The following is a 25,299-nucleotide window of genomic DNA, read 5'->3' as shown; positions in this document are numbered from 1 at the left end:
TATGCTACTATACGGCCTTTTCGTGAACCGATACACGGCGCACGCCGCCGACCATAGAGGTTGATTCAGCCATGGCTAAAACGTCCCTGGAAAAGAGCAAGATCAAGATCCTGCTACTCGAGGGCGTCCACCAAAGTGCGGTGGACAATTTTCAAAATGCCGGATATGAAAATATCGAGCATCTGCCGACATCGCTAGATGAAGCATCGTTGATCGAAAAGATCCGTGATGTACATTTCATCGGTATTCGCTCGCGTACCCAGCTTAATGAGCGAGTGTTTGCAGCGGCAGAGAAGCTGGTCGGCGTTGGCTGCTTCTGTATCGGAACCAACCAGGTGGACCTGAATGCGGCGCTAAAACGTGGTATTGCCGTGTTCAACGCGCCTTACTCCAATACTCGTTCGGTCGCTGAGCTGGTATTGGCAGAAGCGATCATGCTGTTGCGTGGCATTCCTGAAAAAAATGCCCGTGCTCATCAGGGCGGCTGGCTGAAATCAGCCAAAAACTCGCACGAAGCACGCGGTAAAACGCTGGGTATTGTTGGCTACGGCAGCATCGGCGCGCAGCTTTCTGTGCTGGCCGAGTCGCTGGGCTTTAACGTTATCTACTACGATATCATCACCAAACTCGGCATGGGTAATGCAAGCCAGGTCACCAGCCTTGAAGAGCTGTTAAACCGCTCGGATGTGGTGAGCTTGCACGTACCGGACTTGCCCTCTACCCGCTGGATGATTGGCGCGAAAGAGATTGCTGCGATGAAACCAGGTGCCATCTTCATCAATGCCTCACGCGGCAGTGTCGTGGAAATTGAACCCTTGGCGGATGCCATCAAAGCAGGCCATCTCAATGGCGCTGCGGTGGATGTGTTCCCGGTGGAGCCCAAGGGCAACGATGAAGAGTTTGAAAGCCCGTTACGTGGTTTGGAAAATGTGATCCTGACCCCGCATGTGGGTGGCTCTACGCTCGAAGCCCAGGAAAATATCGGTATTGAAGTGGCCGAAAAGCTGACGACCTACTCGGATAACGGCACCACGATCACCTCGGTCAACTTCCCCGAAGTGGCGCTGCCTGCCCACCCCGATAAGCACCGCTTGCTGCATATTCATGACAACGTGCCGGGCGTACTGTCGGAAATTAACCGCGTGCTGTCCGAAAACGGCATTAACATCTCGGGCCAGTACCTGCAGACCAACGATAAGGTCGGCTATGTGGTCATTGATGTCGACAAAGCTTACGGTCCGCAAGCGCTGGAAGCATTGAGGCAGGTAGAGCACACGCTGAAAATCCGTGCACTTTACTCAGCGCACAATAGCTAGGATTGATTGGCAGCTGCGAGGCTTGGTGACAACGCAAAACACTGGGCTGATGGCGTAAAAAAACGGCTCCCGAAAGGGGGCCGTTTGGGTTGTTAAGGCGGGTAGCACTGAGTAAAAGGGCTAAGCAAGATCAAACAGCAGTACTTCGCTTGTATCCTGGCCGGTCACGCTGATCGCGTCGCCAGGCTCAAACGCAGCGGCATCGCCGGTACTGAGCTGTTCACCATTGACCTCGACCGCGCCCTTTACCACGTGTAGCCAGGCATAGCGCGTAGCCGGTGTCTTGACGCTGTCGCCTGCATCAAATGAGCCTGCATAAAGATTAACGTCCTGGTTCAGGCTCACTGAGCCTTCACGGCCCTGCTGTGATGCTACCAGGCGCCACTGGTTTTGGCGGCCTGCGGCTGGAAATGCTTTCTGCTCGTAGCTGGGCTTAATGCCAAGCGCTTTGGGCTCAATCCAGATCTGCAGGAAGTGCAGTCCGTTCTCTTTGGAGTGATTAAACTCGCTGTGCACAACGCCGGTGCCCGCTGACATGCGCTGTACATCGCCCGGGCGCATGACCTCGCCATTGCCCATGTTGTCCTTGTGCTCCATTTCGCCTTCCAGCACGTAGGAAATAATCTCCATGTCCCGGTGCGGGTGGGCACCAAAGCCATGACCACCGGCGACGCGGTCTTCGTTGATCACCCGTAGGGCGCGAAAGCCCATATGCTTGGGGTCATGGTAATTGGCAAACGAGAACGTATGGTACGAACGCAGCCAGCCGTGGTCTGCATAGCCCCGCTCATCCGCGCGACGAATTTTCATGGTGTGCTCCCAGTTGTGTTGAAGGAGTAGCTGTTGAAGGAATGCGCTCAATATACGCCTGAAACCGCACGGCGTGGGGTGAAGGTTTCTGCACGATAACGTCGATTAAATCGACGAATTTTTAAACCGCGAGTGACCTGCGTCAATCTGGCAGGATTCAAGCGCTGCGCCGTTTGCGCTAGACTATGCGCGTTTATTAACCCGGTCCGCCCTTTACGAGGGTGACTACTGGAGCTTGTTATGTCTGCACCTGTTTCTGAAGCTGGCGATATGCCGCGTATTGTCGTGGCAGCATTGTATAAATTCGTTACGTTAAATGACTTTGAAGCGCTGCGTGAGCCGCTGCGCCAAGCCATGGTCGATCATGATGTTAAAGGCACGCTGCTGCTCGCTAAAGAGGGCATCAATGGCACCGTCGCGGGGACTCGCGAAGGTATTGATGCACTGCTTGGCTGGCTGACCGCTGACCCGCGCTTGACCGATATCGACCATAAAGAGTCTTACTGCGACGAAACCCCGTTCTATCGCACCAAGGTTAAGCTCAAAAAAGAGATCGTGACGCTGGGCGTACCAGGCATTGATCCTAACAACACCGTTGGTACCTATGTTGAGCCTGAAAACTGGAACGAGGTGATTTCAGACCCCGAAGTGCTGGTGATCGACACTCGCAATGATTACGAAGTGGCGATTGGCAGCTTCGAAGGCGCGGTTGACCCAAAAACCACCACGTTCCGTGAGTTTCCCGACTACGTGCGTGAGCATTACGACCCAGAGAAGCATAAAAAAGTCGCCATGTTCTGCACCGGCGGTATTCGCTGTGAAAAAGCCTCCAGCTTTATGCTCAAAGAGGGGTTTGACGAGGTCTACCACCTCAAGGGCGGCGTTTTGAACTATCTGGAGAAAGTCCCGGAAGAGCAGTCGTTATGGCGTGGCGAGTGCTTTGTGTTCGATAACCGCGTTACCGTGCGTCACGACCTGAGTGAAGGCCTGTTCGAACAGTGCCACGCCTGTCGTATGCCGATTTCCGAAGACGACATGCAGTCATCAGCCTACGAGCCTGGGATTAGCTGCCCACACTGCATCAACTCGCTGCCCGAGAAAACTCGCGCCGCCGCCCGTGAGCGTCAGCGCCAAATTGATCTTGCCAAAGAGCGTGGCCAGCCCCATCCGCTGGGTTATAACCATCGCGAGAAGGCCTGATAGCGGCGCCAAGGAGTGGCGTAATGTCGGCGGCCACGCCTGTGGCCGTTTTCTATCTATAGCGATGTTCTGCCATTCGCTAGCTTCCTCCATTAGTGGAATTCGTTTCCGTAAACGCGACAGCGGCCTTTGCGGCACGTTATCCTGTTACTCTTTACGCCTTTAGGAGAGAGCAGGGTGAGTGAAGCCAAGCGTAGGACGGTCGGGCGTCCGGCAAATGCCGCTAAAGCGAGTGGCGGGCATAGCCAGTCGCTGGTACGCGGCTTAACGTTACTGGAGTTTTTAGCGGCAAGCCCACTAGGGCTTGCGCTGTCAGACGTGGCTGAAAAAGCCGAGTTAGCCCCTTCTACCACCCACCGCTTGCTCCAGGCTCTGCAAAGCCAGGGGTTTGTTAGCCAGGAGAACGAGCAGGGCTTATGGCGTATTGACGTCAAAACCTTCCGTATCGGTAACAGCTTTTTAGAAGCTCGCGATGTGGTGGCATCAAGCCGCCCCTTTCTACGCCGCTTAACCGCTGAAACCGGCGAGACTGCCAATTTAGGGATCCGCGATGGGGATACGGCGGTATTTCTGGCCCAGCACGAATCGCCTCAAATGATGCGCATGATTACCCGCTTGGGCTCACGCGCCCCGCTGCATGCCTCTGGCGTGGGTAAAGCGCTGTTGGCATGGATGCCCACTGACGAACGCGCTCGCTTTTTGGATAACCGTGAACTCACCCGTGTTACCGACAATACACTGTGCAGTCCAGACGCACTGACCGCCGAAATGCACCAGGTGTGTGATCAAGGTTTTGCCTGTGACCGCGAGGAGCACGCCATTGGCCTGCATTGCGTCGCGGCCTGTATCTTCGACGAGCACGCCACGCCGCTGGCGGCTATTTCTGTTTCAGGCCCCATGGCGCGTATCCCTGAAGCACGCCTGCTGGCGCTGGGTAAGCTGGTGCGCCAGGTCGCCGATGAAATTACCGCTCAACTTGGGGGGCAGGTGCCGCAGTAACGTTCGGCTACCCGTTACATGCTGAGTCTTTTCCTTGTTGCGTTTGTTAGTGCGACCCTGCTGCCTGGCGGCTCTGAAGTTTGGCTTGCCAGACTTTGGTGTTTGGGGGAGCCGGCTATTTTACTCTGGGCGGTAGCGACCACTGGTAATACGCTGGGCAGTCTGGTCAATGTGGCGATGGGCCGCTATGCACGTCAGTTTCAGGATCGCCGGTGGTTCCCTGCATCGCCTAAACGCCTTGCCCAGGCCGAGCGCTGGTACCACAAGCTTGGCGAGGCCAGCCTGCTGCTTTCCTGGCTGCCGGTGGTGGGCGACCCACTGACGGTACTGGCCGGGTTGTTTCGGCTTCCCTGGTGGCGTGCCTTTTTATGGATTTTAGTTGCAAAAGGCGCCCGCTACGCGGTTGTGCTGGTTCTGGCACACCAGTGGCTATTGCCGCTTTGTCAAATTAAGTAACGCGCTGCTACTTCTCATATTCGTAGTGTTAACGGTCAAATCATCTTATGTTCCCATGTTACTCTGTGGGCTTTGTATGTTATCAACATGCTCGGTGAGCACATTTGTGTTTGCATAAAGCGGGCTAACAATTAAATTTAATAAAGCATTTATCTAAATGGAGGTTAAGGCGTGACGCCATTACGTATATTTCCCTGGCTAGGCATTTGGCTAATGACACTGCTTGTGTTTTTTGCCACGCCAGCATTAGCCCAAACGACGACGGCTGAAAGTGATCCTGCATCGCCTCCAGCGGAAGTGCCCGCTTCTTACGAAGCGCTTGCTGATCTCCTCGAAAATGAGCAGTCGCGCCAAGAGCTAATTGATGTATTACGTCAACAGGCATCCGCGTTGCCCGCCGGTTTAGAGGCTGAGTTATCCCCTGAAGCCGCCGCTCAAGGAAGCGATTTGGCTCCAGAGGATGTCTCATTGCCACGCCAGTTGGCAGAGCTGACAAGCGATGTTGTCAGTAATATTGGCCTGCAGATTGAGCAAGCTTTTTCCATCATGGGTAACCTGTTTACCGGGCAAGGCGCGAGTGCTTTTGATTCGTCAGCTTTCGTCCAGGCCGCGATTAATCTGGGCCTCGTGATCGTTGCGACCTTCGTGATTTTCTTCGCACTGCGTCGGATGGCCAAGTCTGCCTTTACCCGGGTGAGCAAATGGTCGCTCAATGGCACCGGAATGACGCCAGTGCTGCGCTTGATTTGCTGCGTCATTATTGCGGCACTTATTGACTTTATATTGGTGGGACTTGCGTACGTGGGCGGTAACCTGGTGGCCACGTTCGCGATTGGTGAAACGGGCGAGCTTTCCACACGGGCCTCGCTGTTTCTCAATGCTTTCCTGGTCATTGAGTTGATGAAAGCAGTGATGCGGATGCTGTTTTCCTCACACTACGAAGGCCTGCGATTGTTGCCAATTTCAACCGGTGAAGCCTCCTACTGGAACCGTTGGATAGCACGTCTTATCGGCATGGTCGGTTACGGACTAATGGTTGCCGTGCCGCTGATCAATTTCTACCTGGCTGCCAGCGTAGGCCAAGCGGCTGGCACATTAATTATGATTGTGGCCTTTGTTTATGCGGTCAGTGTGGTGCTCAAGAACCGTATTCGCATCCGGGGGCACTTGAATGATGCGGCGGCCAATACGTCGATGGTGGCAAGCCGTGTATCGCTTCAGCTCTTTGCACGTACCTGGCACTTTTTTGCGCTGACCTACTTCTTAATGGTCTTCGTTTTGATACTGACGCGTCCTGGCGATGCACTGCCTTTCGTGCTTTTTGCAACACTGAAAACATTGGCTGCGGTGGTTATAGGGCTTCTGGTATCGACTTTCCTGACCCAAACGATTGGGCATCGCATTCGCTTGTCGGACGATTTGCGTCGTAAGCTGCCGCTGCTTGAGCCGCGTCTTAACAGCTACGTTCCCAACGCGCTGCGTGTGCTACGCACCATCATCCTGGTCGTCGTTATCATGGTGGTGCTGGATGCCTGGGGTGCGTTCAATTTAGCCAATTGGTACGCTTCTGAACGCGGAACGATGCTGGTAGGGCGACTGGTCAGCATTGCCTTGATTCTGATTGTTGCGCTGGGCGTGTGGTTAGGGCTTGCGAGCCTGATTGAGCATAAGCTCAACCCGGAAACCGGCGGTGGTGAGCCCTCTCCTCGAGCCAAAACGCTGCTGAGCCTGTTCCGCAACGCGCTGGCTATCGCCATGCTCACGATTACCGGGATGATCCTACTGTCCGAAATCGGCATTAACATCGGCCCGCTGATTGCCGGTGCCGGGGTACTGGGTTTAGCTATTGGTTTCGGTGCGCAGAGGCTGGTACAGGATGTTATTACCGGGGTCTTCATTCAGATCGAGAATGCCATGAATACAGGCGATGTGGTAACGCTGGGGGGCATCACCGGGACTGCAGAACGATTAAGCATTCGTTCGGTAGGTATTCGGGACCTTTCGGGCACCTATCACATCATTCCCTTCTCAAGCGTTGACACCGTTTCTAACTACATGCGCGACTACGGTAACCATGTTGGGGAGTACGGCATTGCTTATCGTGAGAGCATTGACGATGCGATTGAGCAGCTCCAGCTTGCCTTTAATGATCTGAAAGCCAGCGAAGAGTATGGCTACAAGATCCTTGCTGATCTGACGGTCGCCGGTGTTATAAGCCTGGGCGACAGCGCCGTCAATATTCGTGTGGTTATCAAAACCACGCCGGGCGATCAGTGGGGTGTTGGTCGGGCGTATAATCGTCTGGTCAAGCTGCGCTTTGATCAGGCGGGCATTGAGATACCGTTCCCGCATACCACGATGTACTTCGGTCAGGACAAGTCCGGTTCAGCGCCGCCTGCCAACCTGCGCATTATGCAACAGGACTTTACTATCGACGGTAGCCCTGCTGGGCAGCCAAAGGCAGGTGAAAGTGAGGTAGATGACCGTTTTTCACCTCGCCGGAAAGATAAGTCTAGTGAGACGACTGAGCAAAATCTACCCACGGGTGACGATGTCTAATGCTTAAGCGTTAGCACACCTACTTTGCGTTTTGGGGCCGCCTTTGGGCGGCCCCACTGCGTTCTACGTTGTTAAAAATGTTTTGGAGTGGCTGTTAATTTGGTTGTTACTCTAGATAGTTCTCCGAATGCCTGCCTTCCAGGTAGATCGACTCACCTCCATCGATACATAACACTTGGCCGGTAACAAAATCGTTTTCCAGCAGGTAGTACAGCGTCTTTGTTAAATGGGCGGGCGTTCCTTGCCGGTTAAGGGGGATGCCTTCCAGACGCCATGCAATATAGTCGTGGCTACGCTGGGAAGTGGGCAGTACTACGCCGGGGGAAATACCATTGACCCGGATACGCGGTGCGAATTCGAGTGCGGCCATTTGGGTCATCTCTTTCAGCCCCTTTTTAGACAACAAATACGCCGCATAAGGGTATTGATGATAGGCCACTTTATTGTCAATGATATTCACCACACAGCCGTTAGACACCGCGTTAGCAAAATGTTGAATTAACAACAGCGGGGTAAATAGGTTGACGCGAAACTGCGTCTCCAGGAGTGCCATGTCCGTTTGAGCAATGGATGCGGCTTGGTAAGTGGAGGCGCTATTAACCAGCACATCTAAATGCGGAAAGCGCCGTATAGCGGCTTCAATCAGTGTATCCAGCGGATCGTGCAAAAAATCACAGGGCAGTATTTCGCACTCGCGCCCTTTGCTGCGGATAGTGTGTGCTACCTCTTCAGCTTCATCTCGTGAGCTATTAACGTGGAGTGCAATATCGTATCCCGCTTCTGCTAATGCTTCTGAAAAATGCCGTCCCAAACGGGTAGCACCCCCGGTCACTAATGCTGCTTTAGTCGTCATTGTTATCCCTGTCTTTAATCATTATATGGCGTGCTTCGTTTATCTTGCGTTTGTTATTAGTTGTTTGGTTGCTTGCACACTTAGAGCATAGCGCTAGTCTGAGGTATGATCATTACAGTGATTAAGAATATTTCGACTTCTCTCTAGTTGAGTAATCGTTATGTCAACAACGGCGTTACGAGCCGGGCGAGATACACGGCTGCATGAATGCCTAATCTCGATAGGCTCGAATATTGAACCTGAGCTGAATGTCACACGAGCGTTGTCTCTTTTAAACAGCGAATGCGACCTGGTCACGCACTCTCAGCCAATCCGTACCTCCCCTGTTGGCTTTTTACAGCAGGCCGATTTTCTCAATGCCGCGCTATTGGTGCGCACGCCGCTTCCCTATGCAGCGTTTCGGCTGTATTTAAAAGCGGTCGAGAACCGCTTGGGTCGCGTACGAGGTCTGAATAAATCAGGCCCACGAACCATGGATCTGGATATTGTGGCGTGGAATGGCGAGTTAATGGATCAGGGATACCTTGAGTATGATTACGTCAGGCTCCCTATCGATGAAGTGTTGGCCGCTAGTGGGCGCTCATTAACGATAAAGCATGAGCGGTAAAAATAATTAATGCTTTACCCGTTCAGGCCGATAAATACGTCACTGACGTCGTTATTGGCAAGTCAGACCTGCGTATTGCGCCTTGCACTTAACGAGGGCCTGAATTGTTCAGCCTAAATACCAATGTGACCTCGCTACGGGTGCAGAGCAATTTGCGCAGTAGCCAGCAAGCGATTCAGACCTCTATGCAGCGGCTATCGTCGGGCTTGCGTATTAATAGCGCCAAGGACGACCCAGCCGGGCAGGCGATTGCCAATCGTATGAACGCGCAAATCCGCGGCATGAATCAGGCCATTCGTAATACCCATGATGGAATTTCGCTGGTGCAAACGGCCGAAGGCGCGCTGAATCAGATCAATGATAATTTGCAGCGCATTCGTGAGCTGAGCGTGCAGGCCGCTAACGGCACTAATAGCAATGAAGATCTCGTTTCCATTCAGGGCGAGATCGACGGGCTCCTGGACGAAATTGACCGTGTCGCCGGGCAGAGTAGCTTCAACGGCATTGATCTGTTTGAGAAGCGCGATCTCACTATCCAGGTGGGGGCCAACTCAGGCAATACCATCAGCATTCGCATGGAAGGCATGGGCCGTAATGCCTTGGGGCTTAGTGACTTCAGCGTGCTTTCGGATGGTACGTCCAACCCGATGGAGGTGATGGACGACGCCATTAAGCGGGTGGATCGCCAGCGTAGCTACTTTGGTGCGATGCAAAACCGCTTTGAAAGCGTCATCGACGGGCTCAACAACAATATCGTTAACCTATCAGCGGCCCAGTCGCGCATTCAGGATGCAGATTACGCCCGGGAAGTTTCCAACTTGATCCGCGCACAAATTCTCCAGCAGGCGGGCATGGCGATTCTCGCCCAGGCCAACCAGCAGCCGCAGATGATCCTGCGTTTGCTGGAAAGCCTGTAGCGTTGCTCTGCCATTTCATAAACGTTATCCATTCCTTTTTTGACCTGCCTTTCGATATGACGGTTTAGAGTGCGTGCTTCTCTGCTTATGCATTCCAATTTGGCATGCATTAGGCGTTTTTTTTCGTTTGTGATCTCGCCTGATAATTTGCTTTGATAGCGTCATTCACCCTGAATGGCAGAAAAGCAATGGCAATGGATCTTCCTCATGTAAGTGCTGCGTTAGGCGTTTTACACCCTATTTGTATAGCCCGCGGGCGTAATGCGGAGGTTTGGGATGAATCAGGCCAGCGCTATATCGATTTTATCGGCGGCATCGGCGTGCTTAACCTTGGTCATAGCCATCCGGCAGTAGTGGAAGCCGTTCAAAGCCAGGTAGAAACGTTAATGCATTCTGCATTTAATGCAGTGCCACATCGGGGTTATCTATCGGTAGTAGACGCATTAAACCAGTTTGTACCGGTCTCCTATCCGCTCTCCTGCATGCTCACCAATAGCGGTGCAGAAGCAACCGAAAACGCTCTCAAAGTTGCTCGAGGTGTCACCGGTCGACAAGCAGTTATTGCCTTCGACGATGCTTTTCATGGCCGAACGCTGGCCGCCTTGAACTTGAATGGCAAGGTTAAACCGTACAAGTCAGGCCTTGGCGCCTTACCGGGGCCTGTCTATCACCTACCTTTCCCGAGCCGTGATAGCGGTGTGACCGATGAGCAGGCGCTTGCCGCGCTGGAGCGGCTATTTGAAGTTGAAATACCCGCCGATGAAGTGGCCTGCATGATCGTTGAGCCTATCCAGGGAGAAGGTGGTTTTCGTCTACTGTGCCCTCAGTTCGCCAAGGCAATGCGCGAAATCTGTAATCAACACAATATCATACTGATATTTGACGAAATTCAATCAGGATTCGGGCGTAGCGGTAAGCGCTTCGGCTTTTCACATTTAGGCGTTGAGCCAGATCTTCTGTTGATGGGCAAAAGCATCGCCTCGGGGTTGCCACTGGCGGCGTTAGCGGGGCGGGTAGAGCTGATGGATGCGTTACCCAAAGGTGCACTGGGTGGTACATACTCAGGCAATGCAGTGGCATGCGCAGCAGCACTGGCCGTCATGGACATCATGCAGGAGGAGGCGTTTGCCTGCTGGGGAGAGCGGCAGGAAGCGCTGATAGTTGAGGCTTACCAAACATGGCAGTCAAGCGGCTGCTTTCCTATGCTGGGAGCCATGACGGGCGTTGGCTCGATGCGGGGCATTGTTTTTAATGATACGCAAAATGCCACAGGGGCTGAGCATCTGGCGGCTCTATTAACCGCTGGACGTAACGCCGGTGTTTTGCTGATGCCCAGCGGACGCAAACGCAATATTCTACGTTTATTACCCCCGCTCACCACCGAGCCAGAAATATTAAAAGAAGGTCTAAGCCTTATTGAACAGGCGCTGGAGACGCTAAGCGCATGATCGCCATGGAAGCCGGTGAAGGTGTTAGCGCGGTATACCAGCGCTTTCTGGAAGCCCTTAAGACACGCGGCTTCGATGGTGAGATTGCCCCTGACTACGCCCACCGCACGGTGCTGGCAACCGACAACTCGATCTATCAGCGTCTGCCCCAGGCGGCGGTGTTTCCCCGCCATGCAGAAGACCTGGAATGCCTGGCCAAACTGGCCGCTGAAGCGCCTTACCGCGAGGTGGTGTTAACGCCGCGAGGCGGCGGCACTGGTACCAACGGTCAGTCGCTCACCGATGGCGTCGTGGTGGATATCTCCAGGCACATGAATCAGGTGCTGGACATTGATGTCGAGAACCGTCGCGTGCGCGTTCAAGCGGGAGTCGTGAAGGACCAGCTGAATGCCGCCTTAAAGCCCTATGGGCTGTTTTTTGCCCCGGAGCTCTCGACCTCCAATCGAGCGACCATCGGCGGCATGATCTCGACCGATGCCAGCGGCCAGGGTAGCTGCGCTTACGGAAAAACCCGCAATCACGTACGGGAACTCGACACGGTACTGCTGGGCGGCCAGCATCTGCATAGCCGGGCACTCAGTGCCGATGAGGAACAGCAGGCCTGCCAGCAGGACGGTATTGTCGGGCAGGTGCACCGCACAGCGGCCAGCATTATTGATCAACAGCGCGAACTGATCGAGGCCACCTTTCCGCCGCTTAATCGCTGCCTGACCGGTTACGACCTGGCCCACCTGCGCAACGACCAGCATGCGCTTGATCTCAACAGCCTGCTGTGTGGCTCGGAAGGCTCGCTGGGGTTTCTGAACGAAGCCGTGTTGAACGTACTGCCCATCCCCCAACACGCCACCCTGGTTAACGTGCGCTATACCCGCTTTATGGATGCGCTGCGCGATGCCAAGACACTGATGGCCAGCGCCAGGCCTGTGTCGATCGAAACCATCGACGATACGGTGCTCACGCTCGCCATGGCCGACTTTGTGTGGGACAGCGTGGCCGAGTTCTTCCCCGAGAGCGACACACCGATTCGGGGTATCAACCTGGTCGAGTTTAGCGACGACGACCCGGCTGCGTTGGCCGAACAGGTTGAGGCCTTTACGCGTCACTTGAATCAGGATGCCACGGTCACGCGATTGGGCTATACCCTGGCCGAAGGCCGTGAGCAGATCAGCACGGTTTACGGCATGCGCAAACGCTCGGTGGGACTTTTGGGCAATGTGCAGGGTGAGAAGCGCCCACTGCCGTTTGTTGAAGATACCGCCGTACCACCAGAACATCTGGCCGATTTTATTAGCGAGTTCCGCGCCGCGCTGGACGCGCGCGGGCTCGCTTACGGCATGTTTGGGCATGTTGATGCGGGGGTGCTGCATGTGCGCCCCGCGCTGGACATGAAAGACCCGGCCCAGGAAGCGCTGATTCGGGACATCTCCGATGAAGTCGCCGCCCTGACCCAAAAATACGGCGGGCTGCTGTGGGGGGAGCACGGTAAAGGGGTACGCTCCGAGTATGCGCCCAGGTTTTTTGGCGAGCTCTACCCCAGCCTGCAGCGGGTCAAGGCCGCGTTTGACCCGTTTAACCAGCTTAACCCTGGCAAGATCGCTTCACCGGCAGAAGACGGCGCGCTGATCGCCAAAGACAGCGACCCGAACCTGCTAAGGATTGACGCCGTGCCGATGCGCGGCCAGCTGGACCGCACCATTGATGAGCGCGCCTGGCAGGCCTATGACGCAGCGGTGTACTGCAACGGTAACGGCGCCTGCTACAACTACGATGTGGACGACCCCATGTGCCCGTCGTGGAAGGCGACCCGCAACCGTATTCACTCGCCCAAGGGGCGCGCCAGCCTGATGCGTGAATGGCTGCGCCTGCAGTCCCAGGCGGGCATTGACGTGGTGGAAGAGTCGCGCAAGAAAAAGGAGGAAGGCCGATGGGGCTTTGTTAGACACTTCCCGAAACGCCTGGCGAACACGTTCAGCCGCCAGCAGCATCATGACTACTCTCACCAGGTCTACGACGCCATGGCAGGCTGCCTGGCGTGCAAGTCCTGCGCGGGGCAATGCCCCATCAAGGTCAATGTGCCGCAGTTCCGTTCACAGTTTTTAGAGGTCTATCACGGGCGCTATTTACGCCCCCTGCGCGACTACGTGATAGGCAGCACAGAGTTCATGCTGCCCACGCTTGCCCGGGCAGCGCCGCTGTATAACGCTTTGATCGGCCAGCGCTGGGTGGAAACGCTGATGCGCCGTAGTGTGGGCATGAGCGACTCGCCACTGCTCTCCCGCGCCAGCGTTAAAAAGCAGCTGCGTGCCTGGGGCGTGGCGGAAGCCACGCCTACCTCGCTTGCACTGCTTACCGACCCGCAGCGCGCCCAGAGCGTGATTGTGGTTCAGGATGCGTTCACCACCCATTTTGAAGCCAAACTGGTCATGGACGTGGTCGAACTGCTTTCACGGCTCAACCTGCGCGTGTTGGTGATGCCCTATAGCGCCAACGGCAAACCGCTACACGTCCAGGGCTTTTTGGGCGCGTTTGAGCGTACGGCCGAAAAGCAGGCCAAGCGTCTGCGCGCCTTAAGCGAGTTTGAGGTGCCCATGGTGGGGATCGACCCGGCGATGACGCTGACCTACCGTCAGGAGTACGTGAAAGCCCTGGGGCCCGCCGCCGTGCCCGAGGTATTGATGCTGCAGGAGTGGCTGGCTATCCGACTGCCCACTTTGATGCCCCGACCGCTAACCCCCAATGCCCCTGGTTTTAAGTTGCTTTCACACTGCACCGAAAAAACCAACGCCCCCGGAAGCCCGAAGGCATGGCAGCAGGTGTTTGCCGCGTTCGGCCTGCCGTTGGAGTTGGTCAATACCGGCTGCTGTGGAATGTCCGGCACCTACGGTCATGAGACGCGCAACGCCGAAACGTCCAGAACCATCTATGCCCAATCCTGGCAACCCCAGGTCGAGGCAGAGGAAAACACCGACAGGCTGCTGGCCACGGGGTATTCGTGCCGCAGCCAGGTGAAGCGTTTTTCGCATATAAGCTTACAACACCCCCTTCAAGCACTATTAGTGCAGCTGAAATCGAGCATTCCTTTTCACCGTAACAATATGCATAGAGAGCTGTGAAATGACCCAGTCCGTGTTTTTAGCCACCAATGCTATTCGAGACCGTTTCTCCAAAGCCATGTCGGTGATGTACCAAACGGAAGTCCCCCAATACGGCACGCTACTAAAGTTGGTTGAGCAGGTGAATCAGGAGACGCTTAGCCAGCAGCCAGAGTTACGCCGTCGACTGGAGGCCCAGGGCGAGCTTGCGCGCCTGAGCGTAGAACGCCACGGAGCGATTCGCGTGGGTTCAGCCGAAGAGCTATCCATGCTGCGCCGCCTGTTTGCCGTGATGGGCATGTATCCGGTGGGCTATTACGATCTTTCTGAAGCTGGGGTGCCGGTTCACTCCACCGCGTTTCGCCCTATTGAGGATGATGCGCTGGCCTGTAACCCGTTTCGTATTTTTACCTCGCTGCTGCGCCTGGAACTTATCGATAGTGAGCTGCTGCGCCAGCGTGCTGAGGAAATCCTCGCCCAACGAAATATTTTTACTCCCAATGTGCGTGAGCTGATTGAACGCTTTGAGTCACAAGGCGGGTTAACCTCAGAGGAAGCAGATCAGTTTGTTACCGAGGCCTTGGAAACGTTTCGTTGGCACCAGGATGCCACGGTCGATCTGGATACTTATCAAGCGCTGAGCGATGAACACCGCCTGATCGCCGATGTAGTGTGCTTTCGTGGGCCGCATATCAACCATTTAACGCCGCGCACGTTGGATATCGATGAAGTGCAGCGCCGCATGCCAAGCGTCGGTATGAACCCGAAGGCCGTCATCGAAGGCCCGCCGCGCCGTGAAGCGCCCATTTTGCTGCGTCAGACAAGCTTTAAAGCGTTAGAGGAGTCGATCCGCTTTGCAGGCGATAACCAAGGCACGCACACTGCTCGCTTTGGCGAAATTGAGCAGCGTGGCATGGCGCTAACGCCGAAAGGGCGCGCGCTTTATGATCAGCTGCTTAACGAAGGCCGCAAGCAAGCCATCGGGCTGGATAACAACGCTCACCAAGCCGTTATGGATAAGGTCTTTACCACCATGCCGGACAGCGATGAGGCAATGCGCCGCGAAGGTCTGGCCTACTTCCACTATCACCTCACAGAAGCCGGAAAAGCTGCTACAGGTGATGCCAGTACCGATATAGACGCCCTAATTGCCAAAGGTCTGGTGGAAGCACAGCCGATTACCTATGAAGACTTCTTGCCGGTCAGTGCGGCGGGTATCTTCCAGTCAAACCTGGGCGGCGGCGAAAACGAAGCCTATGCTGGCAATGCCAATCGTGAAGCGTTTGAAGAGGCGTTAGGCGCCCCGGTGACCGATGAACTGGCTCTTTATGCCGAACGGGAACAGGCTTCTAAACAGCGTGTGTTGGCCCAAATGAGCTCCACTGCATCCGTATGAGGCGCCATGCTAACAGTATGCGCCCTTAAGGGCGCATACGGCTAATGTAGCTTGGATTAGATCAGTACTCTTAAGCACTGGCCCGCATGATATAGCGCAAAGCCACTTTCATAAGCACAGCGCCATAGCGGGCGCGCTTTGATTTGCTTGGGCTGTGAAATTGGCAGGGGCAGCAGGCTATCGTCGCCACTGGCTATGTAGTGGGCAAAGCCTTCACCCACAACGGTACCCGTAGTCACACCACGCCCGTTATAGCCTGTCGCTGCTAGAATGCCGGGGGCTGGCTCAAACAGGCGCAGCGTATGGTCAGGCGTAAACGCGATCTTACCCGTCCATGTGTAGTCCCAACGTACTTTGCCAAGCGCTGGGAAGTAATGATTCTGAATGGTATCCGCCCAGCAACTAAGATAACTAAGTGGCTTACCTTCGCCCTTACCCAGACTGCCAAGCAGCAGCCGGCCCTCCTTATCACGGCGTATGCTACTTAGCACGGTACGGGTATCCCAGGCGCCTTGGCGCTCGGGAAGAATTGCATCGGCAGCATCACCGCTTAGCGGTTCTGAAGCAAGCTGGTAGTAGTGACCAATAAAAAAATGTTTGCGAACCTGGTTCCAGGCATCTTCTGTGTAAGCATTTGTGGCTATGACGACTTTATCGGCCGTTACGCTACCGTTGTGAGTCAATACGCGCCAACGGTCTCCTTGTCGCTCAATGCCCGTAACACCGCTTTGGCAGTAAAGCGTAGCCCCCAGATTATGAGCGGCACGGGCAAGCCCACGTGTATAAGCGCAGGGGTTTAGCGTGCCTGCCCGCTTATCCAGCAGCGCCGCTTTAATTTTTGCTGTCCCGGTGATCTGCTCGCAGGCGTCACCGGTTAATAAGGTAACGGGGGCGCCACGGTTTTGTAGCTGATCCCGGCGACGTTCAAGCTCTTGGCCTCCTTTGGCATTATGGCCAAGATGAAGTGTGCCTTCTCGTGTCGGGTCACACTGAATGCCGTAACGTTCAATAGTCTCGAACACTTTGGCGGGAGCACCGCCCAGCACGGTATTCGCACGCTCGCCTTTCTCTGCACCCAGAGCGGCTACGATATCGTCGGGTGGAATCCAAAGCCCTGCATTGACTAAGCCAACATTGCGCCCTGACCCACCGCTGGGGATATCCCCTGCCTCTAATAGCGTCGTTTTGATACCTTTTTCTGCCAAATGAAGCGCTGTGGAAAGGCCTGTTATACCTCCGCCCACCACGCAGACAGTCGCTTCTTCATGGTGGCCGAGTGACGGGTATTGGAAAGGCTCTTCTGTGCTTGTTTGCAGCCAAAGGCAGCGCTCGGAGAGGGCGGTTTGCATTTTATAATATCTCCTGAAAAAAGCGCAGGCCGGCTCAAGGGCCGACCTTGTTTGTTACGCTGTTGGTTGAGAGGAGAGCGTCGTTTTGGAGGGGGCGGCGGCATCCTCGTGGGGAATAAAACGGCCGGTTAACCCCCAAAGTAGGCCGAACAAGGGAGATAACCAGCAAGCAAAAGCGAAAGGCGCATATGCCAAGGTGGGGACACCGATGGTGGATGCCACAAAACCGCCGCCCATATTCCAGGGAATCAAGGGAGATGAAAGTGTGCCGTTATCCTCGATCGCGCGTGAAAGCGTTGATGTTTTATAACCCATCGCTTGATATTGCCCTTTCAGTAAGCGGCCTGGCAGTACTAGCGTGGTATAGACATCCCCGATGATGGTGCTGACCGCAAGGGTGGTGCCCGAACTTGTTGCGATCAGGCTAAAGCGCCCTTTAATCAAGCGCATCAACTGTTTAATAATTGCATCTACGGTGCCATAGGCCTCCAGCATGCCAGCAAAACCTAAGGCAAAGAACGTTAAAGTAACGACCCACGTCATTGAGAGTACGCCACCACTGCTTAACAGAGCATCAATCGCGGTATTGCCAGTGTTACTGCTAAAGCCATTTTGCATGGCATCAAATACTGCGTGCAGGGTTTCTCCCTGAACGCCAATCGCAACCAGCCCGCCTAGCGCTGCCCCGGTGAAAATAGTGGGGAAGGGTGGAAACTTGGCAAGTGCCAGGGCGATAACGACACACGGTGGAATCAGGGTTACCCAGGAAAGGGTAAAAGTGTCGTCCAAAGCTTGACGAAATGTGGCTATATCGGTGCTGTGCTCGAACTGTCCGCCATAGCTGGCACCCAGCCAGATATACAAAATAAGTGCTATCAACATGGCCGGCACGGTAGTCGCCATCATGCTGCGTATGTGCGTCCATAAATCTGTCTCACACACAGCTGGCGTTAAATTGGTGGTTTCTGACAAAGGCGACATTTTATCGCCAAAGAACGCGCCGGATACCAATGCCCCACCGGTCAAATACATGGGAATGCCGAGGCCCTCTCCGATCCCCATTAGGGCGAGCCCAAGGGTGCCGATAGTTCCCCAGGAGGTGCCTGTAGCAAGTGATACCAAAGCACTTACCAAGCAGGTAGCAACGAGAAAATACGATGGGGAGACAAGTTGGAAGCCATAGTACATCAGCGTTGGTACCGTGCCAGAAAGAATCCAAGTGCCGATAACCATGCCAACTGCCATGAGAATAAAAATCGCAGGTATACCTAGTTTGACTACCTCAAGCATCGAGTTTTCCATTCTTTGCCAGGGTACGCCGCGAATGCGCCCACAAAGCGCGCAAATCATAATGCCGAAAGCCAATGGGATGTGGGGGGTGAAGTCTGAGAAAACAAAAAACTGCAAAATCAAAATAGCAGTGGTGGCAAGGAGCGGTAATATTGCCATCACTAAACCCGGCGTCGGGCCGATTTGGACATCGTCACGCATAAATCACCTTCTTTTTATTTTATCGTGAGGGCCCGACAAGTGAGGGCCCTCAATAGCGAGAGGTTTAGTCGAATTTAATTCCTTGAGCTAAAGGCAGTTCTCGAGAGTAGTTGACGGTGTTTGTCTGGCGACGCATATAGCTTTTCCAAACGTCAGACCCTGATTCGCGGCCGCCACCGGTTTCTTTCTCGCCGCCAAAGGCGCCACCGATTTCAGCGCCGCTCGGGCCAATATTAACGTTGGCAATACCGCAGTCACTGCCTACCGCGGATACGAACGTTTCAGCTTCGCGTACGTCGGTAGTGAAAATGCACGATGACAAACCCTGGGGAACATCGTTATTAGTGGCAATTGCTTCGTCTAACTCTTTGTAAGTAAGTACATACAGAATGGGGGCAAAAGTTTCATGTCTCACCAGCGAATTTTGCTCGGCCATCTCAACGATCGCCGGAGCAACGTAGTAGCCGTTATCGCTACCGGCAATCTCCACACGGTCACCGCCAAACACTTCAGCGCCATGCTCTCGCGCTTTGGTCAGCACGCTCTGCATTGCATCAAAGGCTTGGTGGTCGATCAGTGGCCCAACTAGGTTGCCTTTAAGCGGGTTGCCAATGGAAATGGCGCTATAGGATTTCTTCAGACGGGCTAGCACTTCGTCTTTAATGGATTCGTGCACAACCAGACGGCGCAGGGTAGTGCACCGCTGGCCAGCAGTGCCTACTGCTGAAAAAAGAATTGCACGGGTTGCCATATCCAGGTCCGCGCTTGGAGCGAGCACCATGGCGTTATTACCGCCCAGCTCAAGAATGCTACGGCCAAAACGTGCTGCCACCTTGGGACCTACTTCACGGCCCATGCGCGTGCTGCCAGTGGCACTGATAAGAGCAATACGAGGGTCATCCACCAACTGCTCACCAGCTTCTCGCTCGCCAATAATCACTTGGCTTAGGTGCTTGGGAGCATCGTCACCAAACTGCTCAATAGCGCGATCCAGTAGTGCCTGACAGGCTAGTGCGGTTAAGGGAGTTTTTTCTGATGGCTTCCAAAGCAAACTGTTGCCACAAACCAGGGCGAGTGCAGCATTCCATGCCCAAGGAGCTACCGGAAAATTGAAGGCCGTAATCAGTCCAATCGGACCTAGGGGATGCCAGCTTTCACGCATATGGTGGCCTGGTCGCTCGGAAGCGATGGTCAGACCGAACAGTTGTCGTGACTGACCAACGGCAAGGTCGCAGATATCGATCATTTCCTGCACTTCGCCAAGCCCTTCCTGCAAAATCTTGCCGCACTCCCATGTTACTAGTTCACCCAGTGCTTCTTTATGCTGGCGTAGTTGATCGCCGAATAAACGAACTAGCTCGCCGCGGCGGGGAGCAGGAACACTTCTCCAGGCAAGAAAGGCTTCTTCGGCGTTGGCGATCGCTGTATCCACTTCGCTTTGTGAGGCCACTTTTAGGCGTCCAATTTCACTGCCATCGACTGGCGTGGTCACCACAAGATCTCCGCCTTGATATTGATGAGTTGCCACGCCCATTTTTTCCATTAGAGAATGAATCATTCTTATACCTCGTATTATGTTTTGAATCGCATGGATGTGATGCCAGTATTGCTAGGCTTTGAGCAAGCGTTCAAACGATGATTAAGAAAAATATCATTCTTTTTTTTCATTAAGTGGGGTTGGCATGCGCCGTAATCATTTGCCGTCTTTAACGGCTTTGCACTGTTTTGAGGCAGCTGCACGGCACCTTAGCTTTACTCGTGCGGCAGATGAATTAAGCCTGACGCAAAGCGCGGTAAGTAAGCAGGTCGCGCAACTTGAAACTACTTTGCTACACCCTCTGTTTCGGCGAGTGAGAAAGCGCCTTCACCTGACGCCGGAAGGTGCTGTGTACCTAGGTGAGGCGCGTAAAATTTTGGCTCAGGTAGAGATGTCGACACGCTATATGCAGTCGTACGGGGTGGAATCAGACGTGCTCAATGTGGCAACTTTGCCAACCTTTGGAGCACGTTGGCTAATCCCACGGTTGAATGGGTTTCGCCATCAGCACCCCTCTATCAATCTCAATATTTCCAATCGCTCAGAGCCATTCGATATGCAAAAAGAGCGTATTGAAGTGGCTTTCTTTTTTGGCCACGGGGTATGGCCGAGGGCGGAGTGCATTAAACTATTGGACGAGGAGCTGGTTCCTGTTTGTGCACCTTCGACGATTAAGCAAAAGGGAGTGGATACCCCCTTGGCACTAACTGGTTTGGTGTTATTACAGGTGTCCACTCGCCCCGAGGCGTGGCACGAATGGTTCGACGCGCAGTCGCTCTATACGGAACACAGTTATCACGGCCCGCGATTTGATACGTTTTATATGGCATTACGCGCAGCGCGTGCGGGCTGCGGTGTGGCGCTGGTACCGAAATTTCTAGCTCAAGAAGAGCTTGACGAAGGCAAACTGATTATTCCTTGGCAATTCTCGTTAAAAAGCAAGGATGCTTACTACATGGCATATCCAGAACATATGACGGAACTTTATAAAGTACGCGTTTTTATCGAGTGGATTTGCCAGCGTTTGGATTAATAGCGGCACTGGCCGTAATGTGCTCGACGAAGCGGCGTACTTTACCCAGTTCACCCAGGTGCTCAGGGTAAACAAGATAATACGCGCTCTCGCTGTATAACCGATGCGGCCAGGCGAGTACAAGGCGCTCGGCGGCCAACTCTTCATCCACGGTAAAGTGTGGCACTAAAGCAACGCCCCCACCTGCCATGGCGGTGCGTACCAGCATGGGGAAGGTTTCAAAACGAGTGCCGTGGTAGCTGCGATCAGTGGTGATCTGTTGTCCTGCAAACCAGTGGTGCCAGGCATCCGGGCGGGTAGAAAGGTGAAGTAGTTGCAGCTGGGCCAAGTCACTCGCAGTATGGATAGGGTGTTGAGCCAGAAGCGATGGAGCGGCAACCGCGACCATCTCCTCATCTACCAGTTTATGGCAAGCAAGATTAGGCCAACTACCGTGACCATAAAACAGAGCAATATCGATATCTTGTTGTTCAAGGGCAAAGTCTTCAACCCTGTCGTGAAATTCCAGGCTAATGCCCGGGTTTGCAGCTAAAAAGGGGGGTAGCTTGTCCGCTAGCCAACGGCTGCCAAAGCTTGGCAAAGTGGCCACTTTAAGCACTTCGCTATTGCCGCTATAAGTCATGATGGCGTGAGTCGACATCTCTATCTGGGCGAGTACCTTGCGTACGTCGCTTAAGAAGATGGCGCCCTCTGGTGTCAGCACAAGCGTGCGTCTTACGCGGCGAAATAGCTTATGCTGCAGCGTAGATTCAAGGTGGGCGACCTGCTTGCTGACCGCACTCTGGGTCAGGCTTAACTCATCGGCCGCCCGGGTAAAGCTCATATGGCGCGCCGCCGCCTCGAAACACTGCATGGCGGCGGTTGAAGGAAGGTTGCGTGAGGCCAAGGGGGATGCTCCTGATAACCTGTGAATCACCCCGGCAGCCAAGCACCGGGGTAATGTTGAGGTGATCATAACTCATGAAGCGAGTGGCTGAGCATCCTGGAAAGCATCCTTTCGACGTGACTGCCACCAGCCAATGGCTGCCATGGCAATCAGTCCTAAGCCGCTGGTCATTAGTTCAGGGACGACCATGGCAAGCCCGGCGGCCAAGAGCACTAGACGCTCCCATACGCGGGAGTCGCGAATAAAGTAACCCAGTAATGCGCTGCTGACGCCCATGATGCCGAGTAGTGAGAAGGCCAACGCACTGATCAACCCAAGCGGTGTAGGGTCTACCAATACCAGCATAGGATTATAGATAAATGCGTAGGGGATGATAAAGGCCCCTATGGCCAATTTAACGGCGGTAAAGCCGGTCTTCATCGGATTAGCCTGAGCGATGCCTGCGCCGGCAAAGGCCGCCAAGCACACTGGCGGGGTGATATCCGCGATGATGCCGAAATAAAACACGAACAGGTGTACTGCCATGGGGGGCAGGCCAAACTCGTTGATCAGCGCTGGTGCCGCGATGGTGGCCGTCACCACATAGTTGGCCGTGGTGGGTAGGCCCATGCCCAGCACAATGCAGGCGACCATGGTGAACAGCAGGGCAAGTATCAACACGCCGTCTGCTAGACTGATGATACCGGCTGCAAATTTCGCCCCCATGCCGGTCATGCCCACGACGCCTGCAATGATGCCTGCACACGCGACGGCGGCAATGACCGGCAAGGCCACGCGAGCCCCCTGTTCAAAGATATTGAGAACGCCTTTCAAGGTAGGTCGCGTCTCTTTACGCACCAGGCTCACCGCAAAGGCACAGGCGATACCCAGCAAGGCCGCCCGCTGAGCCGTAAACCCGATGCTGATCGTGGTCACGATAACCAGCAGCGGCAGCAGCATGTAGCCCTTTTCCAGCATCAGCTTGCGCTTGCTGGGCAACTGATCCTTGGGAAGTCCCAGAATGCGGTGACGCTTGGCTTCAAAGTGGACGCCAATAAAAATACCGGTGAAATAGAGAATGGCCGGAATCAACGCGGCAAACATGATCTCCCGGTAAGAGACCCCCACATACTCCACCATGATGAAGGCAGCCGCCCCCATCAGCGGCGGCATGATTTGCCCGCCGGTTGAGGCTGAGGCTTCAATGGCGCCTGCGACTTCAGGCTTGAAGCGAGCATTCTTCATCATCGGGATAGTGAACGAGCCCGAGGCAACGGTATTACCGATTGAGCTTCCGGAAATCATGCCTTGTAGTGAGCTTGCCATGACGGCTGCTTTCCCTGCTCCGCCGGTAAAACGGCCGGTGGCAGCAAACGCCAGATCGTTAAAGAAGCGGCCCACGCCGGTATGCATCAATACCACGCCGAAGAATAGAAACAGGAAGATAAAGCGCGCCGATATTTGCAGCGGTGTGCCAAATACCCCGCTTTCTCTAAACCATAAATATGGCGAGATCTGCTCAAGGGCAAAACCCGGATGCGAGAGTAAAGGACTCGGAATCAAGTTGCCAAACAGCGCGTATAGAATCGCTAACGTAGCCATGATGACAATGGGCATGCCAACGGTACGGCGGGTTGCCTCCAGAACAAACAGTACGCCGAGCACGGCTATGGTGAGATCAAACGTAGAGTAGCCGGTAATCCGGGCGCGCAGCACCTCTTCATAAAAAATGATTTTATAATAGGCTGCAAAGGTTGCCGCGAAGGCCAGTACGATGTCGTACCAGGGAACACCATGGCGAGGGCCAGTGCCACGTGTGGCAGGAAATAGGATGAATATCATCCCAAGGGCCATGCCGAGGTGAACCGCGCCTTGCTGCTGCGAGGGAAGCGTGCCGAAATACGCGGTGTATAGATGGAAGCAGGTGAGGGATACGCCCATCAGGGTAATGAGCCACGCCCATTTGCCTAATTGGAGCGGCGAGCGTATCTGCGACTCGCGATCATATTTCTCTAATAGCGATGCTTCGTCAGGAGTTTTTTTTTATCCACGTTTAAGCCTCATGCGGATGACGCCGCTGGTTTACCCAGCGGCGGGAAGGGATCACAAATTAATTGGCCAGGTCGCCCAGACTTTCGATCTCGGAGCGGTCACGAGTGACAATCTGGATGACTTCCGGGTAGATATGCCCGATGAATGCGACGTTATCGATAGCACCACCGTCGAACTCACCACGGCCTGCAACGGCGTCTTGCGCTGGGGCGTGAACCGTCATCCCCAGGTCCATATTGTTATCGCGGATGCTGACCAGGTTCTCGATGGAGGCACCGGTTTCGATGTTGGTAAAATTCTGGCCATCCAGGTAACGATTCCAGATAGTCGCCATTTCGCCACCCAGTGGGTAGTAAGTACCGCCTTGGCTACCGGTGCCCAGAACGAATTCACTTTTCGGTTCGATATCACCAAGCTCTGCCACGGGGTTATCGACCGTCAGCCCTTGCTCCTCATAGTAGCGCTTGGCACCAGGGTGAATCGGCAGGCCTTCAGAGCCGTTCAAGGCATTTTCCAGGGTCATGAAGGCTGACTGAGCGTGTGTATTCTCTTCAGCGTGTTGATGCATCAAACGCGCCAGCTCATAGCCGAGTTCTTCATCAATCGTCTGGGTATTGCCGACCAAGACAGCGTAGGCCGTGATGGTTTCTACATCCTGGTCCTGAAAGTCGTAGCTACCTGCGGGAATCGTGAAACGCTTATAGGCACTATTGGCTTCTATGTAGTCGATCGCCTCGTCACTTAGACCCAATAGTCGAGCGTCACCGCTTGAAGCCTGCAGGTTTTCAATACTACCTGAAGGCAAACCAAGAATGCCGATCGAAATATCAATGTTGCCATCTTGTACGCCATCAAGTGCAGCGCCAAAGCCCTCTTGATACGTGCTGTATTTGTCCTTGCCTATACCGTAGGCATCAAACAGCAGTTGGGAAACGCTTTGCGTTGTACTGGCAGGAGGCCCAATAGCGATATTAGGCTTACTGTCACTACTACATCCCGCTAGTAAAAGACCAGCACTTAAGCCACAGCAGACCTTGGACAGGTAAGGTTTCATATTAACTCCTGCTAATAAAATTATTTTTAATAATTCAGATGCGCCCATAGCTCGATCAAGTCTTCGCTTTATGAGTGAAGAGTGACTAAGCGGAAAAGAGAGCGGAAAATAGACTGGCTATTGTTCACACACACGGGGCAGCAGACAAAAGAAATTAAGTTGCGTATGCATTCCATTTTCTCATAGTCAGAGTGAGAATTGCTTGTCAGCTAATTACAAAAGCACCATTTACATGAAATTAAATTTCATAAGTTACTTATAACTA

Annotated in this window: 19 protein-coding genes; 11 read left to right on the top strand and 8 right to left on the bottom strand. The window is 54.2% G+C overall.

Annotated elements, in window-relative coordinates; translation table 11 throughout:
- The first annotated feature begins 71 nt into the window (after nucleotides 1-71).
- Entirely contained in the window at nucleotides 72-1,316 is a 1,245-nt protein-coding gene (gene serA / locus ACT3TJ_RS05145) for a phosphoglycerate dehydrogenase (protein WP_172116927.1), read from the top strand.
- A 120-nt stretch (nucleotides 1,317-1,436) separates the two neighbouring features.
- Here serA and ACT3TJ_RS05140 read toward each other — a convergent pair whose 3' ends face one another.
- Nucleotides 1,437-2,126 carry a pirin family protein gene (locus ACT3TJ_RS05140; RefSeq protein WP_172116928.1) on the bottom strand — a complete coding sequence of 230 codons (690 nt, stop codon included), beginning with the start codon at nucleotides 2,124-2,126 and terminating at the stop codon, nucleotides 1,437-1,439.
- A 240-nt stretch (nucleotides 2,127-2,366) separates the two neighbouring features.
- Between ACT3TJ_RS05140 and trhO the strand changes: the two genes are divergently transcribed.
- The 4 genes from trhO to ybiO all read left to right on the top strand — a co-directional run bounded on the left by trhO (nucleotide 2,367) and on the right by ybiO (nucleotide 7,340).
- Nucleotides 2,367-3,326: an oxygen-dependent tRNA uridine(34) hydroxylase TrhO gene (gene trhO / locus ACT3TJ_RS05135; RefSeq protein WP_172116929.1), complete on the top strand. Its 960-nt coding sequence runs from the start codon at nucleotides 2,367-2,369 to the stop codon at nucleotides 3,324-3,326.
- 177 nt (nucleotides 3,327-3,503) lie between these two features.
- On the top strand, nucleotides 3,504-4,325 hold the full coding sequence (locus tag ACT3TJ_RS05130; protein WP_172116930.1) for an IclR family transcriptional regulator: 822 nt from the start codon (nucleotides 3,504-3,506) through the stop codon (nucleotides 4,323-4,325).
- Between the two features lie 18 nt (nucleotides 4,326-4,343).
- On the top strand, nucleotides 4,344-4,781 hold the full coding sequence (locus tag ACT3TJ_RS05125; protein ID WP_193054076.1) for a YqaA family protein: 438 nt from the start codon (nucleotides 4,344-4,346) through the stop codon (nucleotides 4,779-4,781).
- Between the two features lie 171 nt (nucleotides 4,782-4,952).
- Nucleotides 4,953-7,340 (top strand): mechanosensitive channel protein, encoded by a 2,388-nt coding sequence (ybiO, locus tag ACT3TJ_RS05120; protein ID WP_193057125.1) that lies wholly within the window; start codon nucleotides 4,953-4,955, stop codon nucleotides 7,338-7,340.
- 106 nt (nucleotides 7,341-7,446) lie between these two features.
- On the opposite strand, the gene ACT3TJ_RS05115 is transcribed toward ybiO, so the two are convergent.
- A complete protein-coding gene (locus ACT3TJ_RS05115) occupies nucleotides 7,447-8,193 on the bottom strand; it encodes an SDR family oxidoreductase (RefSeq protein WP_193057124.1) in 747 nt (248 codons plus the stop codon).
- Between the two features lie 160 nt (nucleotides 8,194-8,353).
- On the opposite strand from ACT3TJ_RS05115, the gene folK reads away from it, so the two are divergent.
- The 5 genes from folK to hglS all read left to right on the top strand — a co-directional run bounded on the left by folK (nucleotide 8,354) and on the right by hglS (nucleotide 15,653).
- On the top strand, nucleotides 8,354-8,800 hold the full coding sequence (gene folK, locus ACT3TJ_RS05110; protein ID WP_193054073.1) for a 2-amino-4-hydroxy-6-hydroxymethyldihydropteridine diphosphokinase: 447 nt from the start codon (nucleotides 8,354-8,356) through the stop codon (nucleotides 8,798-8,800).
- 104 nt (nucleotides 8,801-8,904) lie between these two features.
- The gene (locus ACT3TJ_RS05105) at nucleotides 8,905-9,717 is read left to right on the top strand and encodes a flagellin N-terminal helical domain-containing protein (RefSeq protein ID WP_193057123.1); all 813 of its coding nucleotides are present in this window, start codon (nucleotides 8,905-8,907) and stop codon (nucleotides 9,715-9,717) included.
- A 194-nt stretch (nucleotides 9,718-9,911) separates the two neighbouring features.
- Complete coding sequence (locus ACT3TJ_RS05100) at nucleotides 9,912-11,165, top strand: 2-aminoadipate transaminase (protein ID WP_444621462.1); 1,254 nt, start codon at nucleotides 9,912-9,914, stop codon at nucleotides 11,163-11,165.
- Nucleotides 11,162-14,278, top strand: coding sequence for a D-2-hydroxyglutarate dehydrogenase YdiJ (gene ydiJ, locus ACT3TJ_RS05095; RefSeq protein ID WP_444621463.1), 3,117 nt, complete (start codon nucleotides 11,162-11,164; stop codon nucleotides 14,276-14,278). Before ACT3TJ_RS05100 ends, ydiJ begins: the two co-directional genes overlap by 4 nt.
- A 1-nt stretch (nucleotide 14,279) precedes the next feature.
- Nucleotides 14,280-15,653 (top strand): 2-oxoadipate dioxygenase/decarboxylase HglS, encoded by a 1,374-nt coding sequence (hglS, locus tag ACT3TJ_RS05090; RefSeq protein WP_442353364.1) that lies wholly within the window; start codon nucleotides 14,280-14,282, stop codon nucleotides 15,651-15,653.
- Nucleotides 15,654-15,709: 56 nt separating this feature from the next.
- Here hglS and amaA read toward each other — a convergent pair whose 3' ends face one another.
- The 3 genes from amaA to amaB form a co-directional block, all read right to left on the bottom strand.
- A complete protein-coding gene (gene amaA, locus ACT3TJ_RS05085) occupies nucleotides 15,710-17,002 on the bottom strand; it encodes an L-pipecolate oxidase (RefSeq protein ID WP_172116939.1) in 1,293 nt (430 codons plus the stop codon).
- Between the two features lie 54 nt (nucleotides 17,003-17,056).
- Nucleotides 17,057-18,493 (bottom strand): Na+/H+ antiporter NhaC, encoded by a 1,437-nt coding sequence (nhaC, locus tag ACT3TJ_RS05080; protein WP_172116940.1) that lies wholly within the window; start codon nucleotides 18,491-18,493, stop codon nucleotides 17,057-17,059.
- A 64-nt stretch (nucleotides 18,494-18,557) separates the two neighbouring features.
- Nucleotides 18,558-20,051 (bottom strand): L-piperidine-6-carboxylate dehydrogenase, encoded by a 1,494-nt coding sequence (gene amaB / locus ACT3TJ_RS05075; RefSeq protein ID WP_172116941.1) that lies wholly within the window; start codon nucleotides 20,049-20,051, stop codon nucleotides 18,558-18,560.
- Between the two features lie 124 nt (nucleotides 20,052-20,175).
- On the opposite strand from amaB, the gene gcvA reads away from it, so the two are divergent.
- Complete coding sequence (gene gcvA, locus ACT3TJ_RS05070; RefSeq protein ID WP_172116942.1) at nucleotides 20,176-21,063, top strand: transcriptional regulator GcvA; 888 nt, start codon at nucleotides 20,176-20,178, stop codon at nucleotides 21,061-21,063.
- Here gcvA and ACT3TJ_RS05065 read toward each other — a convergent pair.
- From ACT3TJ_RS05065 to ACT3TJ_RS05055, 3 genes are all read right to left on the bottom strand, one after another.
- A complete protein-coding gene (locus ACT3TJ_RS05065) occupies nucleotides 21,032-21,949 on the bottom strand; it encodes a LysR substrate-binding domain-containing protein (protein ID WP_172116943.1) in 918 nt (305 codons plus the stop codon). The two genes, gcvA and ACT3TJ_RS05065, sit on opposite strands and share 32 nt — an antisense overlap.
- 72 nt (nucleotides 21,950-22,021) lie before the next feature.
- Nucleotides 22,022-23,878 (bottom strand): TRAP transporter permease, encoded by a 1,857-nt coding sequence (locus tag ACT3TJ_RS05060; RefSeq protein WP_444624377.1) that lies wholly within the window; start codon nucleotides 23,876-23,878, stop codon nucleotides 22,022-22,024.
- A gap of 160 nt (nucleotides 23,879-24,038) precedes the next feature.
- Nucleotides 24,039-25,034 (bottom strand): TAXI family TRAP transporter solute-binding subunit, encoded by a 996-nt coding sequence (locus ACT3TJ_RS05055; RefSeq protein WP_172116944.1) that lies wholly within the window; start codon nucleotides 25,032-25,034, stop codon nucleotides 24,039-24,041.
- Nucleotides 25,035-25,299 lie beyond the last annotated feature (265 nt).

The organism is Halomonas sp. AOP30-A1-24 (assembly GCF_052378165.1).
Lineage (GTDB): Bacteria > Pseudomonadota > Gammaproteobacteria > Pseudomonadales > Halomonadaceae > Vreelandella > Vreelandella citrativorans.
The sequence above is the reverse complement of the archived record's forward strand: the minus strand, read 5'-3'. Positions and strand labels throughout refer to the sequence as shown.